The following is an 18,345-nucleotide window of genomic DNA, read 5'->3' as shown; positions in this document are numbered from 1 at the left end:
AGTTTATCAGAAAAACTATTTGAGAAAAATAAATATTATAAGGGGAGAGGGTTGTAAAAGTGATTGGTTCAATAGCAGGGGATATAATAGGTTCAGTTTTTGAAAGAAAAAATATAAAAAGTAAGGAGTTTCAATTGTTTAATCATTGTTCAAGGTTTACAGACGATACGGTATTGACAATTGCAACTATGGATTCCATAATTAATAATAAAACTTTTACTAAAAGTTATAAAGAATGGTTTAGGAAGTATCCTGATGCAGGTTTTGGAGGGAATTTTTACAGATGGGCATTTTCGGAAGATACAAAGCCATATAATAGCTGGGGGAATGGCTCAGCTATGAGAGTAAGTCCTGTAGGATACATGTATAATTCTCTTGAGGAGGTTATGTTAAAAGCAAAGGAAAGTGCAGAAGTGACTCATAATCATGTAGAAGGTATTAAAGGAGCCCAAGCTGTGGCTGCGTCTGTATATTTAGCAAAGTCAGGAAGTGACAAGGAAGATATAAAAAAATTTATAGAGAACACATTTAAGTACGATTTAGATGAAAGTTTATATAGCATCAGAAAATGGTATGCATTCGATGTTTCCTGTGAAGGTAGTGTGCCACAGGCCATAAGAGCATTTTTAGAAGCTAAAAACTATGAAGATGCTATAAGAAATGCAATTTCAATTGGAGGGGACAGTGATACCATTGCTTGTATAGCAGGAGGCATTGCAGAAGCTTATTACAAGAAAGTTCCACAATATATTATTAGTGAAGCATATGGGATGTTATCGGAGGAAATGGTTAATATAGTTAAAAAATTTTATGAATCTGCTATCCCAGAGGGGGGGAAAGTGTTATAATTACAATTGGAATAATGAAGATCAGGAGGGGAATAGGATGGAGTTATCAATTAATAAAGAATATGTTTTAAACACAGCAAAAGAGTTGCTTCAGTTTAATAGTCCAAGTGGTTTCTGTTTTGATATTATGAAAACAATTGCAAAAAGAGCAGAAAGATTTGGTTATGCCTTTGAAACTAATAATAAGGGCTGTGGAATTATTACTGTGCCAGGTAAGAGTAATGATAAAGTAATAGGTTTATCTGCCCATGTGGATACTTTAGGTGCTATGGTTAGATCTATTACTTCTCATGGTACATTGAAATTCACTTTAGTTGGAGGGCCTATAGTTCCTACGTTAGATAGTGAATATTGCCAAATTAGAACTAGAGAGGGCAAAATATACAATGGTACATTTTTAAGTACAAGCCCAGCTATTCATGTTTTTGCTGATAGTAGCTCCAAAAAACGTGATCCAGAAAATATGGAAATAAGAATTGATGAGGTAGTTAAATCTAAAGAAGATGTAGAAAAGCTAGGAATCTGTGCAGGAGACTATATATTTATAGATCCTAAAACTACAATAACAGAAAGTGGATTTATAAAATCTAGATTTATAGATGATAAAGGTAGTGTTGCTTGTTTAATGGGATTACTAGAATTGATGAGCAGAGAAAAAATCACTCCAAATTATACAACTAAGATAATTATTTCTGTATATGAAGAAGTTGGACATGGTGCATCTAATATACCATCAGATATAACAGAAATGATGTCTGTAGACATGGGATGTATAGGTGATGACCTTAATTGTACAGAATATGATGTTTCTATATGTGCAAAGGATTCGGGCGGACCTTATGACTACAACATGGTAACTCGCTTAGTTGAATTAAGCAAGGAGAATAAACTTGACTATGTAGTAGATATTTACCCTATGTATGGTTCAGACGTAGGAGCAGCACTTCATGGTGGTAATAATATAAGAGGAGCGCTTATTGGACCTGGAGTTCATGCATCACATGGTATGGAAAGAACTCACTATAAAGCTTTTGAAAATACAATTAAATTAGTATACTTATATTTAACTAAATAGAATGTGGCTAAAAATACTTTAGCTAAATATACTTGAAGGAATGTGTACAAAACCTGTCTTTATTGCAAACTTAAAGACAGGTTTTTATTATTTTCTTTTTCATGTACCTTATAGATTTATGTAAGGAAACCATATTTGTTTGCCTGGGTGACAGGGGGCTATGTTATAATTAATTAGCAATTCAACTTTCGCAGTTATAAAATAAAAATGTAAAATTTAGAACCTTTATTCATATAATACAGAGCTTAAAATTTATGTGCAAAAGTTGAGTTAATAATTTATAAGTGAGGTATTAAATATGAATTATATAAAACAGTATGATAAAGATAACATAAATAAAATAATAGAACGTTCGCACATGAGAAGTGAAGAATATGGAATAGAAAAAGAAAGGGTTAGCCCTAGAAAGATGTTAAAGGGAGAGCAGATTTCCAATAACATAAGAAATAATAGAGGGCTATTAAAAATAGCTGCTCCTTTTATAAAAAAAATATATGAAATTGTAGCTGGTTCTGGTTTTTTATTAATATTGACGGATAGAGACGGCTGCATATTAAACATAATAGGCGATAAGGATATGTTAAGAGCAGCTAAGGATGTGGATATGATAATAGGGGCTTATATGGATGAAAAGAGCATTGGAACTAATGCTATGGGGACAGCTATTAGTGAAGATGTGGCTATTCAAATTTCTGCAAAGGAACACTTCATAAATGCTTATCATAGATGGACTTGCTCCGCAGCTCCAATCCACGATGAAGAAGGAGAAATTATTGGAACTTTAAATTTAACTGGGAAAAGTAGCGAAGTACATTCTCATACTTTGGGATTAGTTGTGGCATCAGTAAATTCCATAGAGAATGAGCTTAATAATAGAATTATAAATAATAAATTAGTAGAGGCGTATAACTACATGAATGCCATAATGGATGCCATGACTTATGGTGTAATAGCAGTAAATAATCATGGCATAATACAGAATTTAAATAAATTTGCTTGCAGAATATTTAACGTTAGAGAAAAAGAGTGTCAAGATAAACCTGTAAGTACTATCTTAGATAACTGGGAAGATATACTGAAAAAATGTCACGCTAAAGAAGTGTATAAGGAAAATGATGTAATTATAAGGGTTGGAGAAAAGAAAGAGCGATACAGTGAAGATATTCATCCAATTGAAAATGAAAATGGTGAACTTATAGGAGTTGTAATAACTATAAAAGAAATTCAAAAAGTTTTTAATTTAGTTAATAAATATAGCGGAATGAATGCTAGATATACTTTTGATGATTTGATTTGTGAAGATAAAGAAATAAAAAGAATAATACAATTTGCTAAAACTGTATCCTTAAGCCCATCTACAGTATTGATACAAGGAGAAAGCGGTACTGGAAAAGAGGTGTTAGCCCAATCAATACATAATTACAGTACTAGAAGAGAAGGGCCTTTTGTAGCTATAAATTGTGGTGCTATACCTAAAAACCTAATTGAGAGTGAATTATTTGGATATGAAGAGGGGAGTTTTACAGGAGGAAAAAAAGGGGGAAGGCCTGGTAAATTTGAACTAGCCAATGGAGGAACTTTGTTTTTAGATGAAATAGGGGAGATGCCATTAGATATGCAAGTTAACCTTCTTAGAGTTCTTCAAGAAAGGTGTGTAACCAGAGTAGGTGGCAGTAGATATATACCTATAGATGTAAGAATAATAGTTGCTACTAATAAGGAATTGAAGAAGGAGATAGAAAAAGGAACCTTTCGAAGTGATCTTTACTATAGAATAAGTGTAATTCCTATTGAAATACCTCCTTTGAGAGAAAGAAGGGCAGATTTGGATATTTTACTTAAACACTTTTTGAAAATTAAATCTTTTAAATTAAAAAGAGAGATTCCTAATATAAATGAAAATTTATACAGAGATATAATGTCTTATAGTTGGCCAGGAAATGTTAGGGAGTTGGAGAATTTTGTAGAGAATATAGTTAATTTGGGGGGCAATACATCATTTAATATAAAGCAAGAACCTACCATAAAGCAATCAAAAAATGACTTTGTATTTGATAATTTGGATTATGCATGTTCATTGGAAGAATTAGAAAGAAGAGCTATAATAGCTTGTTTGGAGAAGTTTAAAGGTAATGTGTCTAAATCAGCACATACGCTGGGAATAAGTAGAAACACTTTATATACAAAGATGAAAAAATATAAAATAATTTCATAATTCAAGTAATGTAATACTTTTGTGGTATAATCATGTTATAAGTTTGATTTTTTTATAAGAAAAAATGCGTTTAATTTAACATAAATGTATATGAAAAAGTGTTAATAAAAATGACAGTGTAATGAAATTTAACAATAAATAAAATAAAAGTGTGAGATTTTCTTACACTTTTATTTTATTTGCTTTTTAGATAATGATTAAAAATTAACAAAATAGGGGCTTTCATTGATATTTTTATGACAAAACAATTTTGGCATGATAATTGCTGAGAATATAAGTATAAAAAATAAGCATAATAAACTATGCATTATGTAAGGTAGTCATCGTATAAAATTATATAGGTAGGAGGAATGAAAATGAGTAGATTTACATTGCCAAGAGACATATATTTTGGAAAGGGTACATTAGAAACATTAAAAACTTTAAAGGGAAAGAGAGCCGTTGTAGTTGTAGGCGGAGGCTCAATGAAGAGATTTGGATTTTTAGATAAAGTAGAAGCTTACTTAAAGGAAGCTGGAATGGAAGTTAAATTAATAGAAGGTGTAGAACCAGATCCATCTGTTGAAACAGTTATGAATGGTGCTGCAGTTATGAGAGAATTCCAGCCAGATTGGATAGTTTCTATAGGTGGAGGCTCACCAATAGATGCAGCTAAGGCTATGTGGATATTTTATGAATACCCAGAATTTACTTTTGAACAAGCAGTTGTTCCATTTGGATTACCAGAATTAAGACAAAAAGCTAAATTTGTAGCCATACCTTCAACTAGTGGAACTGCTACAGAAGTTACAGCTTTTTCAGTTATAACTAATTATACAGAAAAAATAAAATATCCTTTAGCGGACTTTAACTTAACACCAGACATAGCTATAGTAGATCCAGATTTAGCTCAAACAATGCCAGCTAAATTAGTTGCACATACTGGAATGGATGCTTTAACACATGCGATAGAAGCATATGTTGCTACATTGAGATCATCTTTCTCAGATCCATTAGCTATGGAAGCTATAGAAATGATAAAGAAAACTTTATTAAAATCATATGAAGGTGACACTGAAGCAAGGGATGAAATGCACATTGCTCAATGTTTAGCAGGAATGGCATTCTCTAATGCATTGCTTGGAATAACTCATAGTATGGCACATAAAACAGGTGCTGTATTCCACATACCACACGGATGTGCAAATGCTATATTCTTACCATATGTAATAGATTTCAACAAGAAAGCATGTGGAGAAAGATATGCTAAAATAGCTAAGAGACTAGGTCTTGGTGGAACTACTCAAGATGAGTTAATAGATTCATTAACAGATATGATAAGAGAAATGAATAAGAAGATGAATATACCATTAACTATGAAAGAATATGGTGTAACTGAAGCAGATTTTAAAGCTAACTTAGAATTTATATCAGAAAATGCAGTTGCAGATGCTTGTACATCATCAAATCCAAGAGCTATATCAGTAGATGAGATGAAAAAAGTATTCGAAGCTACTTTCTACGGAAATAAAGTTGAGTTTTAGTTTGAAATAAAAGAAAACCTCCCAAGTGGAGGATTTCTTTTTATATAATTCAATATATAAATAAACAAAATAGCACCTATTTGAAAAATCTATAATGAATTTTTTTATGTAGAAAGGATTAAAAATTAGATAAAATATTAACTAAATGTTAACAAAATTTTAGTAATCCTTAGTTCACAGTCATGAAATTTCATACTATTGTGGTAAAGGTAGTTTAAGTGAAATGTTAAAAAGTTATCGAAAAAACATTGTTTTTGTACATAATATGAAAAAAGAAATTAAAAATAATTTAGAGTAGTTAAAGAAAAGTCTAAAAATTCAAATTTTAGAATTAACATTACAATAAAAATAACTTTATTAATGAAAAAATTGTGATATAATAAAACTAGTGTGTTTTTTTAATAAAAAATTTTAATAAAATTATAATAAAATATGGAGGAATTACCATGTTTAAGATAGTAGAGAAAAAATTATTAGCACCTCAAATTTATCTTATGAAGATACATGCACCAAGAGTTGCTAAAGCAGCACAGCCAGGACAATTTATAATCGTAAGAATGGATGAAAAGGGAGAAAGAATACCTCTTACTATTTGTGATTACGATGTACAAGCAGGAACTGTAACTATAGTATTTCAATCAATTGGTTGCTCAACTACAAGAATGGCTCAATACGAAGAAGGGGATAGTTTCGCAGATTTTGTAGGACCATTAGGTCAGCCTTCAGAATACGTTCATGAGAATTTAGAAGAATTAAAAGGAAAGAAAATAGTATTCATAGCTGGCGGAGTTGGAACAGCTCCAGTTTATCCACAAGCTAAATGGTTACATGAGCGCGGAGTAGAAGTAGATGTAATCATAGGAGCTAAATCTAAGGATTATATGATTCTTGAAGATGAAATGAAAACAGTTGCAAACGTATATCCAGCAACAGATGATGGTTCTTATGGATATAAGGGATTAGTTACTAATTTACTAAAAGATTTAGTAGAGAATCAAGGTAAGAAATATGATTTAGTTATAGCTATTGGACCTATGATAATGATGAAATTTGTATGTAAATTAACTGAAGAATTAGGAATCAGAACAATAGTAAGCTTAAACTCTATAATGGTTGACGGAACAGGAATGTGTGGAGCATGTAGAGTTACTGTAGACGGAAAAACTAGATTTGCTTGTGTTGAAGGACCTGAATTTGATGGACATAAAGTTGACTTTGCAGAAGCAATGAAAAGACAAGGTATGTATAAATCACAAGAATGTGAAAAAACTGAAGAATTTAATAAAAATTGTAAGCTTTTAGATGAGAAAAAAGTAGATAGAATGAAAAGAACTCCAGTAAAGGAGCAAGATCCAAAAGTAAGAGCTACTAATTTTGACGAAGTATGTCTTGGATACGATGAAGAGGATGCAGTAAAGGAAGCATCAAGATGTTTAAATTGTAAAAATCCTCTATGTAGACCTAAATGTCCAGTTTCAATAGATATACCAGGATTCATTCAACATGTTAAAAATAGAGAATTTGCTGAAGCTGCAAAAGTAATAGCTAAATATAGTGCGCTTCCAGCTGTTTGCGGAAGAGTTTGTCCTCAAGAATTACAATGTGAAGGAAAGTGTGTTCTTGGAATTAAAGGTGAGCCTGTAGCTATAGGAAAGCTAGAGAGATTTGTAGCTGATTGGTCAAGAGAGCATAATGTAGATTTATCAGAAACAGCTCCAAAAAATGGTAAAAAAGTAGCAGTAATAGGTAGTGGTCCTTCAGGATTAACTTGTGCTGGAGATCTTGCTAAAATGGGCTATGATGTTACTATATTTGAAGCTTTACATGAAGCTGGTGGAGTTTTAGTATACGGAATTCCAGAATTCAGATTACCAAAAGAAAAAGTTGTTAAAGCTGAAGTTGAAAATGTTAAAAAGCTAGGTGTTAAAATAGAAACAGATGTAATAGTAGGAAGAACTATTACTATAGATCAGTTATTTGAAGAAGAAGACTTCCAAGCAGTATTTATAGGCTCAGGAGCAGGTCTTCCAAAATTCATGGGAATACCAGGAGAAAACTTAAACGGAGTTTTATCTGCTAATGAATTCTTAACAAGAAACAACTTAATGAAAGCTTTCAAGGAAGGATATGATACTCCAATTAGAGTTGGACAAAAAGTTGCAGTAGTAGGTGGCGGAAACGTTGCTATGGACGCAGCAAGAACAGCTTTAAGATTAGGAGCAGAAGTTCATGTAGTTTACAGAAGATCTGAATCAGAACTTCCAGCAAGAGTTGAAGAAGTTCATCACGCTAAAGAAGAAGGAATAATCTTTGACCTACTTACAAATCCAGTAGAAATAAGTGGAGATGAAAATAACTGGGTTCAAGGAATGAAATGTATAAAGATGGAACTAGGTGAACCAGATGCATCAGGAAGAAGAAAACCAGTAGAAATACCAGGCTCTGAATTCGTAATGGATGTAGACACTGTAATAATGTCGCTAGGTACAGCTCCAAACTCATTAATTCCTTCAACAACAAAAGGATTAGAAATTAACAAGAGAAGATGTATTGTTGCAGAAGAAGAAACTGGCGCTACTTCAAGAGAAGCAGTATATGCTGGTGGAGATGCTGTAACAGGTGCAGCTACAGTTATACTTGCTATGGGAGCAGGTAAAAATGCAGCAGCAGCTATAGATAAATATTTAAGCGGAAAATAAATTATATAATAAAACCCTAGGTTATGCATAATCTAGGGTTTTATATATAATTTTATTAGTACCAATATCCGCCGCCATACCCATAATGAGGTCTTCTGCGTCTTCTACGCCTTCCTAAAAGTTCTCTAACTAATAATATTCTAAATAAATCATTTAGAGCTCTTCTTCTTCCATAGCGGCGTTGTCTGCTATAACATTTGTTATCCTTATCTTCATCCTTTTCATCCATTTCTTCTAAGTAATCTTTAATATTTTCATACATATCTTTGCAAGCATCATCTAGGTCATTATCACTTGGTACATACATCCAACCATATTTTCTTTCCATCATGTCACAATGCATTGTAACCATAGGATAAATTTTATGATAGATTCTAGGGTACATTCTTTCTAAATCTTCATTGTCATCGTACATGTTCATATACGGCATGCAAGGCCAATAACAATTATACATAAAAGTCCTCCATAGAAATTTGCTCTTCCATAAAATTATATGATTTAACTATAGATACTGTTACTAAAAATTAGTTATTTAACTTTCAGAGTTGTAAAATGAAAATTGAGAAATTAAGAAATTCCTTTGAAATTTTAATATTCATTTTAAATTTTGCATTTTAAATTAAAATATACTTAAGATTGCAAGATGCAGAATTTGCATGAAGCAAGCTTAAATTGGTATAATAAATACATATGATTTGATATAAAGAGAAGGTGAAAAGATGGATTTTCAATATGTGGAAGAATTAAAAGGTAGAGTAATTATAAAAAATGTTAGGAATTTCGAACTTACTCATGTGTTTGATTGCGGACAGTGTTTTAGGTGGATTCAGCAGGAAGATGGCAATTATATAGGTGTGGCTATGGGTAAAGTAGTTGAAGTTGAAAAAGCAGGAGATGACATTATAATATACAATTCTACTGAAAGGGAATTTAAAGATATTTGGGTAGAATACTTTGATTTATACAGGGATTATGGCACTATAAAGGAAATTCTAAAAAAGGATCCAGTGTTAAGGGAAGCAGTAGATTTTGGGGAAGGTATAAGAATTTTAAAGCAGGAGCCTTTTGAAATGCTTATTTCATTTATTATATCTGCTAATAATAGAATACCTATGATTAAAAGAGCAATAAATAACATAAGCAAAAAATATGGGGAAGAATTGCAATATAAAGGACAAAAATATTATGCTTTTCCTAATTTAGAAAAACTTCATGAAGCCACCATAGAAGATTTGGAGGAATGTGGAGTTGGATTTAGAGGAAAATATATTGTAGATACAGTTGAAAAATTGCATAGTGGAGAATTAAATTTAGAGGAAATAAAAAGTTTAAGTGATGATAAATGCCATGAAGAAATTCAAAAATTTTCTGGCGTAGGACCTAAAGTAGGGGATTGTGTTATGTTATTTTCTATGCAAAAGTATTCAGCATTTCCTGTAGATGTTTGGGTTAAAAGAGCAATGCATTATTTCTATTTAGCGCCAGATGTATCTTTAAAGAAAATAAGAGAGTTTGCTAGAGAAAAATTTCATGAATTCTCGGGATTTGCTCAGCAATATTTATTTTACTACGCTAGGGAAAATAAAATAGACATATAATATCTTTGATTTATCAAGGCTTAATGGGCTTGAAGGGTGATTTGTCAAAAGATTCGTCAAAAATAAAAGCGTTGGTAATATAATACCGATGCTTTTATTTTTATGTCAATAATACCAGGATTAATTAGAAAAATGTTTAAAAAAGGTGTAAACTATTTTTAACTTTTTACATTTAAATAAGTTATATAATATTTAATAGAAGTGTAGTGAGTTTTTTTATAGTATTATGCATTGGTAAAGTTTTTGTTTTATGGAGTTTTACTCTAACTGAAACTTACAAATTAAATATTAAATTCTTCTAAATATAAAGTATAGTATTTAGAAAAATCTTAAAACTATATAATGAGTAAGAATATAGCAGTTACATACTAATTTATTTGATGATTACTTATGGTGTGCTGCGGTAGGTATCTATGAAGTAAATTATATGGTTTAAGGCACATTTAAATAAATAATAAGTCAGTATGCTAGTCTATTTTGCGTTATATTGCGTCAGCAGAACTCGCCGATAGTCCTTCTAGTACGGAACCTGTTTCCTTGTTTCGCGCAAAATATACTAGCATCTTTAAATTGTTATTTCTTTTAATGTACCTAAGTCTATTAGGAAAGTTGGAGAGCTTATGAAAAAGATAAATGGAAGTTTAAGAAAAATTTTAGATTTTTTAATAAAATATAAGAAGACAACTGTGTCCATAATATTTCTGGTTATATTTGGATATATAACATATGAGTATTATAAGTATTTTTCCATTTTAAAAGATCCGGTGAAGATAAAAAAGGCCATATTATCCTATGGAAACTACAGTGTATTAGTTTTTTTGACATTACAGATAATTCAAGTGGTGGTTTTTTTTATACCAGGAGAAATAATACAAATTGCAGGAGGATATATATATGGAACTGTATTAGGAGGAGCGTTCTCCATATTAGGCATATTAATTGGAAGCTTTATGGTTTATTATATATCTAGATATTTAGGAAGAGACATAGTTCAAAAAATGGTCTCCAAGGATAAATTTAAACTTTTTCATAAAATATTAGATGCAAGCAGCCATGTGAAGATTATATTTTTATTATATTTAATACCAGGGATTCCTAAAGATGCATTGGCATATATATGCGGCATAGCAGATGTTTCCTTTAAGGATTTTATAATATTTTCTACCATTGGAAGAATACCAGCTATATTTTTATCTACATATTTTGGCAATAGAATAGAAGTTGGAGAGATGGGTTCTATTGTAGTTATAGCTATTGTAGTGGTGATAATATTTATTGTAAGCACTATTAAAGGCAATAGTATATTAAAAAAAATGTCAAAGAAAAAGAAAATTAATTAGTCTTTTTACTAAAAATAAGCATTATTATGGAATTTATGGATATCAATAATAATATGAAGAAAAAGCATAAGGCAAAAAAATTTTCTGGGAGTATGTTTATTATTGGATCTTTCTCAGGGGAGAAGATCCAATAATTATTTTTAAAAATAATTTTATGAAAAATGTCAAAAAACTTTTGAAAATTAATAAATATTAGGGCTATAGTTCCCATAAAACTTAATAGAAATGCAGAGGAAAGCTTTAAAGTTTCCCTTATAATAATTATTTTTTTATTTAATAATAAAAGATATATCCATAGAAAACCAAAATAAAATATATAAAAAACAGTGGTTATACTTTGAAAAATAGTCTTTACATCAATAAAGTGCTGAATTCCTTCCTTAGAAGATGAAAAAGAAGGTAGATTCAATTCATTATTATCAGAGTACACTAAATAATCTATTAGATAATCATAATTATTTTTTATTTCATTCTTTTCTAAAGAAGAAGCCTTAGGAATTTCAAATTTATCAATACAAAAATAATAAATAGGTCTAAAATTTATGGTAAACAATATACTCCATAAAATCACAATAAGGCATATTAATGTAGAGATTATAGTTTTATAAATAGTTTTCACCTAGAAACCACCTTCCAATATGAAGTATTAAATATAGTATATAATTTAATGAGTTATATGAAAACTCATAGTTTATTATGTAAATAATACATTAAAATATGCTTAAAGTATATGAAAAATTTAATACTATCTATAAATAGAAAAGTTTTATAAAGAAAAGTTTCAAAACTTCTGTTGTTTATATTTCAGGATTAAAAGTCTTTAATAAATATTAATTATTGTATACAATAGATAAAAGAAGAAAAAGTATGAAAAATACAAATATATATTTATAAATCCATATATCGTGGGGAAAATGCCAATTTTAAGAAGTTTATGAGATTTGATATTATTAACTTCATTAACTATCATAATAATTGTATTAGCACTCGATATTAATGAGTGCTAACAGATAAAGATAAATAATATGTTTAAATATAATAAGGAGGGGTTTAAATGAATATTAGACCACTTGGAGACAGAGTTGTTATTAAAAGATTAGAAGCAGAAGAAACTACTAAAAGCGGAATAGTGCTACCAGGTTCAGCACAGGAGAAACCACAAATGGCAGAAATTGTGGCAGTAGGTCCAGGAATGTATAAGGATGGACAAAAAATCGAAATGGAAGTAAAAGTAGGTGATAAAGTTATCTTCTCTAAATATTCAGGTAATGAAGTTAAATTCGAAGGAGAAGAATACACTATATTAAAACAAGAAGATATATTAGCAGTAGTTGAATAATAAATATTATTGTAGTTAAAAAAATAAAACTACATACAGGAGGGATTTATAATGGCAAAAAGTATTACATTTGGCGAAGAAGCTAGAAGAGCTATGCAAGCTGGTGTTGATAAATTAGCTGACACTGTAAAAGTTACATTAGGACCTAAGGGAAGAAATGTTGTATTAGATAAAAAATTTGGTTCACCACTTATAACAAATGATGGTGTTACTATTGCAAGAGAAATAGAATTAGAAGATCCATACGAAAATATGGGAGCTCAACTGGTTAAGGAAGTTGCTACTAAAACTAATGATGTAGCAGGAGATGGAACTACTACAGCTACACTTCTTGCTCAAGCAATTATAAGAGAAGGATTAAAGAATGTAACAGCTGGAGCTAACCCAATTCTTATAAGAAACGGTATAAGAATAGCTGTAGAAAAAGCTGTAGAAGAAATAAAGAAAATATCAAAACCTATAAATGGAAAAGAAGACATAGCTAGAGTTGCAGCTATATCTGCAGCAGATGAAGAAATAGGAAAGCTAATAGCAGATGCTATGGAAAAGGTAGGCAATGAGGGAGTTATTACAATAGAAGAATCTAAATCAATGCTTACTGAATTAGATGTAGTTGAAGGTATGCAATTTGATAGAGGATATTTAAGCCCATACATGGTAACAGATCCAGAAAAAATGGAAGCTGCATTAGATGATGTATATATCTTGATTACAGATAAAAAGATATCAAATATACAAGAAATACTTCCAGTACTTGAACAAATAGTTCAACAAGGTAAAAAACTATTAATAATAGCTGAAGATGTAGAAGGCGAAGCTTTAGCTACATTAGTTGTAAATAAATTAAGAGGAACATTTACTTGTGTTGCTGTAAAAGCACCAGGTTTTGGAGATAGAAGAAAAGAAATGCTTCAAGATATAGCTATATTAACTGGTGGTACAGTTATTTCAGAAGAATTAGGAAGAGATCTAAAAGATGTTACTTTAGATATGCTTGGAACAGCTGAAAGTGTTAAGATAAGTAAGGAAAACACTACAGTAGTTAATGGAAGAGGAAATAAGGAAGCAATCCATGATAGAGTAGCACAAATAAGAAGACAAATTGAAGAAACTACTTCAGACTTTGACAGAGAAAAACTTCAAGAAAGACTTGCAAAACTTGCAGGTGGAGTTGCTGTAATTAAAGTTGGAGCAGCTACTGAAACAGAATTAAAAGAAAGAAAATTAAGAATAGAAGACGCTCTAGCAGCTACAAAAGCAGCTGTAGAAGAAGGTATAGTTCCAGGTGGTGGAACAGCATATGTTGATGTAATACCAGAAGTAGCTAAATTAGAGAATGGAGTACAAGATGTTCAAATTGGTATTAACATCATAAGAAGAGCTCTTGAAGAACCAGTAAGACAAATAGCTACTAATGCTGGAGTTGAAGGTTCAGTAATAATAGAAAAGGTTAAAGAAAGTGCAGCTAATATAGGATTCGATGCTTTAAATGGTGATTATGTAGATATGATGAAAAAAGGCATAGTTGACCCAACTAAGGTTACTAGATCAGCACTTCAAAATGCAGCTTCAGTAGCATCTACATTTTTAACAACAGAAGCAGCAGTAGCAGATATGCCAGAAAAGAATCCAGCACCAGCAATGCCAGCACCAGGAATGGGCATGGACGGAATGTACTAATAGCATAAATTACAAGTAATTTATGGCTATAGGGCGGCCAGTATAGTGGGCCAGTGTGTCAGAGGGCTAGAGGGCCAAAACAGTGGGCTAGAGGGTCAGTTGGCTAGTGGGCTAGGGGAGGAAAATTTTCCTTTGCTTTGCTCAGAAAATATTTTATAGAATTGCGGTAAAAAAGTCTTTTACTTGAATAGTTGATAATTTACTAATCAAAAAACAAGGTTGTAGAATATAGAAACTAGAGTTATTCCATTGAATGGAAGGCTCTAGTTTTTAATATTTATAAATAAATTTGTAAGTTTCACATAATATTTTTATTTTGAATACAATTTAGAAATTAGTGGATTTTTTATTGATGTTTGAAATATATAATTTAGTGTTAGCATATTATATATGAAACTTATTTTATTAAAAGTATTATAATTGATACTAATGTTTCATAAAACGTTGCAAATTTGCAATTTTACATGCAAAAAAATAAAAACATGCAATTTTATTTTAATTAATTGTTGACAAATAGATTATTTTTAAATAGAATGTTAATAATAAGTTTTTATCCGATGACTACCTGCCGTAACACTCCCACTTCTAACAAAGTGGGAGATAACGGCAGCTACGTCCCTGGATAACGATCTCTAACCTTCAGTTGGAGTAAAAACTCCATCTGAAGCTAAGAGCTCTGTTTATGAATCGTGTAAAAAAACATGAATATTCGCTCATATATCCCTTAAATATGGTGAGGAGTTTCTACCGGGGGCCGTAAATTCCCGACTATGAGTGATTATGGTAAGCGAAAGCATACTATTTTCACTCGTACCGTTGACGTGATTTAGTGTGCTTTTTTTATTAAAGGGATATAAAACTATACCATTTTGGCTATTATAAATGTAAGTATAAATTATAAACTTGTTAAATATTATGAGTAATTATATAAAATATAAAAATTATGAAAGGGTGTGCATAAAGTGGCAATTATATTAAAGACAGGATATACTTTTGACGACGTTTTATTAATGCCAAATAAATCAGAGGTTTTACCAAAGGAAGTTATTTTAAAGACAAATTTAACAAAAACTATAAAGCTAAGCATTCCTCTTATGAGTGCAGGCATGGACACTGTTACAGAATCTAAAATGGCTATTGCTATGGCAAGAGAAGGTGGCATAGGAATAATACACAAGAATATGAGTATAGAAAGACAAGCATATGAAGTGGATAGAGTAAAAAGACAGGAAAATGGCGTAATATCTGATCCATTCTCATTATCACCAGATAATACTATAGAGGATGCCTTATCTTTAATGAGTCAATATAGAATATCAGGAGTGCCTATTACAGTAAACGGAAAACTTCAAGGGATAATAACTAATAGGGATATATTATTTGAAAATGATTATTCTAAAAAAATATCACAAGTCATGACTAAAGAGAACCTTATAACAGCTCCAGAAGGAACTACAGTAGAAGAAGCTAAGGATATACTTAAAAAGCATAAAATAGAAAAACTTCCATTAGTGGATAATGACAACAATTTAGTTGGACTTATTACTATTAAAGATATAGAAAAAGTTAAAAAATATCCAAATGCTGCAAAGGACTCAAAAGGAAGACTTTTATGTGGTGCTGCAGTAGGAGTTACTAAAGACATGATGGTTAGAGTAGATGCTTTAGTTAAAGCTAATGTAGATGTTATAACTTTAGATACAGCTCATGGACATTCTAAAGGGGTTTTAGATGCAGTAAAGACTATAAAGGCTAAGTATCCAGAACTACAAGTAATAGCTGGTAATGTGGCTACAGCAGAAGCAGTTAAGGATTTAATAGAAGCTGGAGCAGATTGTATTAAAGTAGGTATAGGACCTGGATCTATATGTACTACAAGAGTAGTAGCTGGAGTAGGAGTTCCACAACTTACAGCAGTAATGGATTGTGTAGAAGAAGCTAATAAATACAATGTACCTATAATTGCTGATGGTGGATTAAAATACTCTGGAGACGTGGTTAAAGCCCTTGCAGCAGGAGCTAAAATATGTATGATGGGATCTATGTTTGCAGGTTGTGAAGAATCACCAGGAGAAACTGAAATATATAAAGGAAGAAGCTATAAGGTTTATAGAGGTATGGGTTCCATGGCAGCAATGCAGTGTGGAAGTAAAGATAGGTATTTCCAAGAGGATAGCAAGAAATTAGTTCCAGAAGGCATAGAAGGAAGAGTCCCATATAAAGGATATGTATCTGAGACTATATTCCAAATGCTTGGAGGAATACGTTCAGGCATGGGATACCTAGGAGCTAAGACTTTAGATGATTTATATAAAAATGCAAGATTTGTAGTTCAAACCTCTGCAGGACTAAGAGAAAGTCATCCACATGATATTAATATGACAAAAGAAGCACCAAATTATAGTGTAAATAGATAATTGGAGGTAACTTATGAAAAGAGAATTAGTATTAGTTGTAGATTTTGGAGGGCAATACAATCAATTAATAGCTAGAAGAGTGAGAGAAAATGGAGTTTATTGCGAAATAATTCCCTATGATTATTCTATAGAAAAGATAAAAGAAAAGAATCCTAAAGGAATAATATTTACAGGCGGGCCCAACAGTGTGTATGCAGAAGGTGCTCCTAGAGTGGATGAAGGAATATTTAGCTTAGGTGTTCCAATACTTGGCATATGCTATGGTGATCAACTTATGGCTCACAGTTTAGGCGGTGAGGTTACAAGTCCTGACAAGAGAGAGTATGGAAAAACAGAATTAGATATAAGCAAGGATAATTTATTATTTGATGGTGTAAAGGAAAAAGATCAATGTTGGATGAGCCACACAGACTATATTTCTAAAACACCAGAAGGATTTAAAGTTATAGCTACTACAAAAGAATGCCCTTGTGCAGCTATGGCTAATGAAGAGAAAAAATTATATGGAGTGCAGTTCCACCCAGAAGTAGAACACACTTTATTCGGAAAACAAATGCTTCACAATTTTTTATTTAACATTTGTAATTTAAAAGGCGACTGGTCTATGTCTTCTTTTGCAGAAGAACAAATAAGCAAGATAAAGGAAATAGTTGGAGATAGAAAAGTTATATGCGCTCTTTCTGGTGGTGTAGATTCATCAGTGGCAGCAGTACTTGTGCATAAAGCTATTGGAAAACAATTAACTTGTATATTTGTAGACCATGGTCTTCTTAGAAAAGACGAGGGAGATCAAGTAGAGACAATATTTAAAAAGCAATTTGACATGAATTTAATTCGTGTAAATGCTCAAGATAGATTTCTTGGAAAGTTAAAAGGAGTTTCTGATCCTGAAAAGAAGAGAAAAATAATAGGTGAAGAATTCATAAGAGTATTTGAAGAAGAAGCTAATAAGCTTGGAGACATAGATTTTCTAGTACAAGGAACTATTTATCCAGACGTAGTAGAAAGCGGAACAAAAACTTCTGCTACGATAAAAAGCCATCACAATGTAGGTGGACTTCCAGAGGATATGCAATTTGAATTAATTGAACCTCTAAGAGAGTTATTTAAAGACGAAGTAAGAGCCGTAGGAGAGGAGCTAGGCATTCCACATAAATTAGTTTGGAGACAGCCATTCCCAGGCCCAGGTCTTGCTATAAGAGTTTTAGGAGAGATTACAGAAGATAAACTAGAAATAGTTAGAGAAGCAGATGCAATTTTCAGAGAAGAAATAGCTAATGCTGCTTTAGACGAGACTATATGGCAATACTTTGCATGTCTCCCAAATATCCAATCTGTTGGAGTTATGGGAGATGAAAGAACCTATTGCCACACTATAGCCCTAAGAGCAGTAACCTCTTCTGACGCTATGACTTCAGATTGGGCAAGAATCCCATATGAAGTTTTAGATCTAGTTTCTCGTAGGATAGTTAACGAAGTTAAAGGAGTAAACAGAATTGTTTACGATGTAACGAGTAAACCACCAGCAACTATTGAGTGGGAATAGAAATCAAAATTTATATAAGCCTTATATATAAATGTGTTTGATAATTATAAATTTAAAAACGTACT

At 31.4% G+C, this 18,345-nt stretch carries 13 protein-coding genes and 1 riboswitch; of the genes, 11 read left to right on the top strand and 2 right to left on the bottom strand.

The annotated features are described in order from the left end of the window. Window positions 1–59: 59 nt before the first annotated feature. The 5 genes from CC89_RS15840 to CC89_RS15820 all read left to right on the top strand — a co-directional run bounded on the left by CC89_RS15840 (window position 60) and on the right by CC89_RS15820 (window position 8,360). Window positions 60–848, top strand: coding sequence for an ADP-ribosylglycohydrolase family protein (locus CC89_RS15840; RefSeq protein ID WP_035293845.1), 789 nt, complete (start codon window positions 60–62; stop codon window positions 846–848). Window positions 849–885: 37 nt separating this feature from the next. Continuing rightward, the gene (locus CC89_RS15835) at window positions 886–1,923 is read left to right on the top strand and encodes a M42 family metallopeptidase (protein WP_035293842.1); all 1,038 of its coding nucleotides are present in this window, start codon (window positions 886–888) and stop codon (window positions 1,921–1,923) included. 298 nt (window positions 1,924–2,221) lie between these two features. Next, window positions 2,222–4,138 (top strand): sigma-54-dependent Fis family transcriptional regulator, encoded by a 1,917-nt coding sequence (locus CC89_RS15830; protein ID WP_035293840.1) that lies wholly within the window; start codon window positions 2,222–2,224, stop codon window positions 4,136–4,138. 356 nt (window positions 4,139–4,494) lie between these two features. Continuing rightward, window positions 4,495–5,661 (top strand): iron-containing alcohol dehydrogenase, encoded by a 1,167-nt coding sequence (locus tag CC89_RS15825; protein WP_035293837.1) that lies wholly within the window; start codon window positions 4,495–4,497, stop codon window positions 5,659–5,661. A gap of 446 nt (window positions 5,662–6,107) precedes the next feature. Continuing rightward, entirely contained in the window at window positions 6,108–8,360 is a 2,253-nt protein-coding gene (locus CC89_RS15820) for a bifunctional dihydroorotate dehydrogenase B NAD binding subunit/NADPH-dependent glutamate synthase (protein ID WP_035293836.1), read from the top strand. 55 nt (window positions 8,361–8,415) lie between these two features. Here the strand turns inward: CC89_RS15820 and CC89_RS15815 are convergent, their stop codons facing one another. Continuing rightward, complete coding sequence (locus CC89_RS15815) at window positions 8,416–8,814, bottom strand: hypothetical protein (protein WP_051931892.1); 399 nt, start codon at window positions 8,812–8,814, stop codon at window positions 8,416–8,418. Window positions 8,815–9,079: 265 nt separating this feature from the next. Here CC89_RS15815 and CC89_RS15810 point away from each other — a divergent pair, with 265 nt between their 5' ends. Next, complete coding sequence (locus CC89_RS15810) at window positions 9,080–9,958, top strand: DNA-3-methyladenine glycosylase family protein (protein WP_035293835.1); 879 nt, start codon at window positions 9,080–9,082, stop codon at window positions 9,956–9,958. A 620-nt stretch (window positions 9,959–10,578) separates the two neighbouring features. Continuing rightward, the gene (locus CC89_RS15805) at window positions 10,579–11,298 is read left to right on the top strand and encodes a TVP38/TMEM64 family protein (RefSeq protein WP_035293833.1); all 720 of its coding nucleotides are present in this window, start codon (window positions 10,579–10,581) and stop codon (window positions 11,296–11,298) included. Here the strand turns inward: CC89_RS15805 and CC89_RS15800 are convergent. Continuing rightward, complete coding sequence (locus tag CC89_RS15800; RefSeq protein ID WP_035293831.1) at window positions 11,291–11,917, bottom strand: TIGR01906 family membrane protein; 627 nt, start codon at window positions 11,915–11,917, stop codon at window positions 11,291–11,293. The two genes, CC89_RS15805 and CC89_RS15800, sit on opposite strands and share 8 nt — an antisense overlap. 435 nt (window positions 11,918–12,352) lie before the next feature. Here CC89_RS15800 and groES point away from each other — a divergent pair, with 435 nt between their 5' ends. The 4 genes from groES (at window position 12,353) to guaA (ending at window position 18,280) form a co-directional block, all read left to right on the top strand. Next, complete coding sequence (gene groES / locus CC89_RS15795; RefSeq protein ID WP_035293830.1) at window positions 12,353–12,637, top strand: co-chaperone GroES; 285 nt, start codon at window positions 12,353–12,355, stop codon at window positions 12,635–12,637. Between the two features lie 51 nt (window positions 12,638–12,688). Then, window positions 12,689–14,317: a chaperonin GroEL gene (groL, locus tag CC89_RS15790; RefSeq protein ID WP_035293828.1), complete on the top strand. Its 1,629-nt coding sequence runs from the start codon at window positions 12,689–12,691 to the stop codon at window positions 14,315–14,317. A gap of 693 nt (window positions 14,318–15,010) precedes the next feature. Next, a riboswitch (purine riboswitch) is annotated at window positions 15,011–15,108 on the top strand. Between the two features lie 171 nt (window positions 15,109–15,279). Then, window positions 15,280–16,734 carry an IMP dehydrogenase gene (gene guaB / locus CC89_RS15785; protein WP_035293827.1) on the top strand — a complete coding sequence of 485 codons (1,455 nt, stop codon included), beginning with the start codon at window positions 15,280–15,282 and terminating at the stop codon, window positions 16,732–16,734. Between the two features lie 13 nt (window positions 16,735–16,747). Further along, window positions 16,748–18,280: a glutamine-hydrolyzing GMP synthase gene (gene guaA / locus CC89_RS15780; RefSeq protein ID WP_035293825.1), complete on the top strand. Its 1,533-nt coding sequence runs from the start codon at window positions 16,748–16,750 to the stop codon at window positions 18,278–18,280. Window positions 18,281–18,345 lie beyond the last annotated feature (65 nt).

The sequence above is a fragment of the Clostridium sp. KNHs214 genome (assembly GCF_000744935.1).
Classification (GTDB): domain Bacteria; phylum Bacillota; class Clostridia; order Clostridiales; family Clostridiaceae; genus Haloimpatiens.
Note: the sequence above shows the minus strand (reverse complement) of the source record. Positions and strands in the feature narration are given on the sequence as shown.

Excerpts from the sequence above, each read along its gene's own strand:
- CC89_RS15830 (WP_035293840.1), top strand. The coding sequence starts at position 2,222 with ATGAATTATATAAAACAGTATGATAAAGATAACATAAATAAAATAATA.
- CC89_RS15810 (WP_035293835.1), top strand. The coding sequence starts at position 9,080 with ATGGATTTTCAATATGTGGAAGAATTAAAAGGTAGAGTAATTATAAAA.
- guaA (WP_035293825.1), top strand. The coding sequence starts at position 16,748 with ATGAAAAGAGAATTAGTATTAGTTGTAGATTTTGGAGGGCAATACAAT.
- CC89_RS15815 (WP_051931892.1), bottom strand. The coding sequence starts at position 8,814 with ATGTATAATTGTTATTGGCCTTGCATGCCGTATATGAACATGTACGAT.
- groES (WP_035293830.1), top strand. The coding sequence starts at position 12,353 with ATGAATATTAGACCACTTGGAGACAGAGTTGTTATTAAAAGATTAGAA.
- CC89_RS15805 (WP_035293833.1), top strand. The coding sequence starts at position 10,579 with ATGAAAAAGATAAATGGAAGTTTAAGAAAAATTTTAGATTTTTTAATA.
- CC89_RS15825 (WP_035293837.1), top strand. The coding sequence starts at position 4,495 with ATGAGTAGATTTACATTGCCAAGAGACATATATTTTGGAAAGGGTACA.
- groL (WP_035293828.1), top strand. The coding sequence starts at position 12,689 with ATGGCAAAAAGTATTACATTTGGCGAAGAAGCTAGAAGAGCTATGCAA.
- CC89_RS15835 (WP_035293842.1), top strand. The coding sequence starts at position 886 with ATGGAGTTATCAATTAATAAAGAATATGTTTTAAACACAGCAAAAGAG.
- CC89_RS15820 (WP_035293836.1), top strand. The coding sequence starts at position 6,108 with ATGTTTAAGATAGTAGAGAAAAAATTATTAGCACCTCAAATTTATCTT.